This is a genomic window from Syntrophorhabdaceae bacterium (assembly GCA_028713955.1).
Taxonomy (GTDB): Bacteria; Desulfobacterota; Syntrophorhabdia; order Syntrophorhabdales; family Syntrophorhabdaceae; genus UBA5609.
The window spans coordinates 1-4,565 of record JAQTNJ010000182.1; the positions used below are offsets into that span (position 1 = coordinate 1).

3 protein-coding genes are annotated in these 4,565 nt (G+C 50.3%); all 3 read left to right on the forward strand.

From position 1 onward, the window contains the following. A partial coding sequence (locus PHU49_12985) for a secretin N-terminal domain-containing protein (GenBank protein ID MDD5244922.1) occupies window positions 1-1,779 on the forward strand: 1,779 nt, incomplete at its 5' end. Window positions 1,780-1,829: 50 nt separating this feature from the next. Beyond that, window positions 1,830-3,356: a type II secretion system ATPase GspE gene (gspE, locus tag PHU49_12990; GenBank protein ID MDD5244923.1), complete on the forward strand. Its 1,527-nt coding sequence runs from the start codon at window positions 1,830-1,832 to the stop codon at window positions 3,354-3,356. After that, window positions 3,356-4,552, forward strand: coding sequence for a type II secretion system F family protein (locus PHU49_12995; protein MDD5244924.1), 1,197 nt, complete (start codon window positions 3,356-3,358; stop codon window positions 4,550-4,552). The genes gspE and PHU49_12995 overlap by 1 nt, the downstream gene beginning before the upstream one ends. The last annotated feature ends 13 nt before the right edge of the window (window positions 4,553-4,565 follow it).

Consider the following 4,565-nt stretch of genomic DNA (forward strand, 5'->3'; position numbering starts at 1 on the left):
CAGACAGTTTTCGGAGATATCCTGCGGGTCAATTACGTGGTCGATCCCAAGGTCAAGGGACGCGTGACTTTCAGGTCAGTGGCGCCAGTCAGCAGAGACCAGGTGCTCCCGGTCATGGAAGTGATACTGAGGATCAATGGTATCGGCGTTGTAGAGGAGAGCGGTCTTTACAGGGTTGTGCCTCTAAGTGATATCTCGCGGGAGCCCTCCCCGGTTTCGTTCGGACGGGATGCCGACAAGATACCTACCACGGGCAAGTCTTTGATCCAGGTAGTGCCGATTATCTATCTCCAATCGACGGAGATCGTGAAACTGATTACACCTTTTGTGTCAGCAAATGCGGTCATACTCGATGTGCCCAAGAGCAACCAGATAATCATTGTTGATACCGATGCGAGCGTGCGGAGGATACTCAGGCTCATCGAGACCTTTGACAACGAAACTCAAAAAAGAAAAAGAGCGCAGGTCTTTGTCTATCCTGTCCAGAATGGGAAGGCCAAGGATATTGCCGCTTTGCTCCAGCAGATATTCCTCGGTGCAAAGACCGGGACAGGGACCGGAACAACAAGCAGTCCCGGCACTACCACGAAGTCCGGGCGACAGGCAACCCCCCAGGTTGCCCAGGTACTCCCGCAACCGGTACAGTCAGGAGGAGCGGCGACCGGGGAGATGCTTGTATCGGATATAACCAGGATATTTGCCGATGAGATTATAAACTCCATCATAATCCTTTCAACGCCTGAGGACTACCAGACGATCAAAGAGACAATAGCCAATATAGACATTATTCCGAGACAGGTCGTTATCGAAGGTATCATCGCTCAGGTCAACCTGACGGACAATATGAGCCTTGGGCTTGCATACAGGTTCAAGACCCAGATCAGCTTTGGCAAGTCAGGCATAAGCGGTGATATAGGCATTAATGCTGATACCCTTGCTAATTATGGCAGCACCGATCCGACCTTAAAACCATCCGGCACGGGATTCAACTATGTCGGTTTCGATGAAAGAAATCAAATCAGGGCTTACATCAATGCCCTCGTGAACGACTCCAAGGGCAAATTGCTTGCAGCGCCGCACATCCTTGTTTCCGACAACCGGGAAGCACGCATACAGGTGGGACAGCAGGTGCCTATCGTGACATCGGAGACATTCGGGTCAACGACCGTCGCCCCCCAGAGGACAATCGAGTATAAAGACATAGGCATCATCCTCAAAGTGAAACCCCAGATCAACGACAGCGGTCTGATCGCCCTTGAATTATCTCAGGAGGTCTCTACCTTCGATACTATCCAGCTCACCGCCTCTGAAAAACAGATCATCGTCAACAAGACAGAGGCAGCGACGAGCCTCGCGGTCCAGGATGGCCAGACAATCATCATCGGGGGCCTCATCAGGGAAGATACTACAAATTCACAGGTAGGGGTGCCCTTTTTGTCGAAAATACCTATACTGGGATACCTCTTCGGCAATACCTCAAGAGAATCGCGGCGGCAGGAGCTTATCATCCTCCTTACTCCTCATGTTCTCAAGGACCAGAAAGAAGCAAAGAATATCACCAACGAGTATATTGACAACATCACCGATGTCGCCACCACGAAGGGGGGAATAAAAAAGAACGAGTTATTGAAAAGCGGCGTTCAGATCAGGAAAGGTGCGGGCAAGGCACCCGACGTAGTAATACCCTACAGGGATATACCTTCCGGCGGACAAGTACCGCCTCCCCAGCAACCTGTTAATCCTGACAAAGCCCCTCTGCCAGGCAAGGTTAACCCGTAGACTAACAATAATGGCAAAACGGGGCATGAGGTTACAGGGAGTTACTGACAATGGCTGATGATGGAATCATATATGTAAAGCCTGAAGATTTCCCTAAAGTTCCCCTTGTACTGGATGTCATCTCCCCCAGGTTCATCCGTGAAAACAAGATCATTCCCGTCGAACTGAAGAATAATGTGCTGAAGGTAATCCTGGCAAACCCCGGCGACCGTGAGATCATCGAAGCCCTGAGAGTAGCCACAGCAGCCGATATCATTGTCTATGGCGGCGACCGTCAGCTAATAGACGATTACGTATCGAGGTTCTACGATCAGGGTCCCCAGAATATAAACCGGATCATCGAGGACATGGACCAGCAGGGGTTTGAGTTTATCCGCGAAGAAGAGGAAGATGTAGGCCACCTTAAAGACCTTGCCTCAGAGGCCCCCATTATCAAGCTCGTCAACCTGCTCATTTCAAGGGCCATTGAAAGCAGGGCGAGCGACATCCATATAGAACCCTTTGAGGATGAATTGAAAGTACGATACCGGATAGACGGGGTTCTTCATGACGTTGAGGCCGCTCCGAAAAAACTGGAGGCCGCTGTCGTCTCGAGGATCAAGATCATGGCGAAGCTGAATATTTCCGAGAGAAGACTGCCTCAGGACGGCCGTATACGTTTAAAGATCGAGGAAAGAGAGATAGATCTCCGCGTGTCTACAATTCCGATCCTCCATGGCGAGAGTGTGGTTATGAGGATTCTCGACAAAGAGAGCATCATCATAGACCTTGACCTGCTGGGTTTCCCCCCCGATACCCTTGCTGCCTTCAACCGGCTTATCAAGAAACCGAACGGCATTGTCCTCGTGACGGGCCCAACGGGAAGCGGGAAGACCACAACCCTCTATGGTGCCCTGGACAAGATCAATACGCCGGATAAAAAGATCATCACCGTTGAGGACCCCATTGAATACCAGCTCAAGGGGGTAAACCAGATACAGGTCAAGTCGCAGATAGGGCTGAACTTTGCCAATACCTTGCGACATATCGTCAGGCAGGACCCGGACGTAATCATGATCGGGGAGATCAGGGACCTTGATACTGCCGAGATCGCAATACAGTCGGCCCTCACGGGGCATCTCGTTTTCTCCACGCTCCACACGAACGATGCACCGAGCTCTATTACAAGGCTTCTCGATATGGGGGTAGAGAGTTTTCTTCTCTCCTCAACGATAAGGGGTATCCTCGCGCAGCGCCTTGTAAGGGTCATATGCCCTCATTGTAAAGAAATCGATACCTCAAAAATCGACCGGGAAGAATTTGCGATGTTCGGGTTGAGCGGTGACACTGTTCTCTTCAGCGGCAAAGGGTGCGATGTGTGCGCCTTCACCGGTTATTATGGCAGGTCAGGTATATTTGAACTGCTCACGGTCAACGAGGCGATACGGATGATGATCCTCAAAAATGCTGATGCAAACCAACTGAGGGAAACAGCGAGACAACAGGGCATGAAGACCTTGTTTGAAGATGGAATGGAAAAGGTGAAGATGGGTGTGACGACCATGAGTGAAGTATTGAGAGTCACACAGGAGGCATAATGGCTGTCTTTTCCTACCGGGCAACTACCATGGATGGTGAAACCATTGAAGGCGTCATCGAGGCCACCGATGAAAAGCTCGCCATAGAGCGAATCAAGAATACAGGTGTTATCCCCTTAAAAATAGTGGCGCCCAAACAGAAGGGCTGGCAGGGGAAGATCGGCTTCAGGCGATCAAGGGGCGATCTGCTTACTTTCACGACAGAACTGTCCGTGCTGTTAAGCGCCGGTTTACCTCTTGACAGAAGCCTTAACATTCTCTCCGAGATATCGGAAGGCAAAGAGATGAAAAAGATCGTTCAGTCTATTCTCAAATCCATACGTGAGGGAGGATCGTTCTCCGATGCGCTGCAGAAGCATCCAAAGGCCTTTCCAAAGCTTTACATAAATATGATCCGGGCAGGCGAGACCGGCGGCGTGCTCGATGTTGTGCTTGACAAGCTGAATGAATTTCTCGAATCGGCCAAAGAATTGAAGGACAACATATTTTCAGCCATGATATATCCAATTATACTCAGTGTTACAGGCGGCGCCTCGATCATTATACTCCTTACACTTGTGCTCCCCAAATTTTCCGTCATATTTGCCGAGATCGGAGGTTCCATACCGTTATCCACCAAGGTCCTTCTTGGCATAAGCAGCGGCCTGCGATCCTACTGGTGGGCTATCCTGCTGTTCCTTGTAATGATGTGGGGCATTGTAAAATCGTATCTACGATCACCCCGGGGGAGATATAATTGGGATACCCTGAAGCTCAAGCTATTCGGCGATCTGGTAAAGAAACTTGAGACAGCAAGATTCTGCAGAACCCTCGGCACACTTATCAGAAGCGGGGTTTCCTTTCTCCAGGCCCTTGATAATTCCAGGGATGTTATCAACAATCAGGCTATAGCTTCCGCCCTCGATAACGTTACAAAAGGCGCAAAGGAAGGCAAAGGCATATCGGTTCCGCTGGCTGATGCCGGCGTGTTTCCCCCTCTCGCCCTGTCCATGATAAAAGTAGGAGAAGAAACAGGCCAGCTCGATACAATGCTCATCAAGGTCGCTGCTGCTTACGAGAAGAACCTGAAAGAGACGGTCAAGAGGTTCGTGGGCTTTCTTGAGTCTATCATGATCCTCGCGATGGGTCTTGTTATCGGATTTATCGTTATTTCGATGCTCCTGGCCATATTCAGCATAACGGATCTGCCGTTTTAGGGAAAAAGGCAGC

Excerpts from the sequence above, each read along its gene's own strand:
- PHU49_12995 (MDD5244924.1), top strand. The coding sequence starts at position 3,356 with ATGGCTGTCTTTTCCTACCGGGCAACTACCATGGATGGTGAAACCATT.
- gspE (MDD5244923.1), top strand. The coding sequence starts at position 1,830 with ATGGCTGATGATGGAATCATATATGTAAAGCCTGAAGATTTCCCTAAA.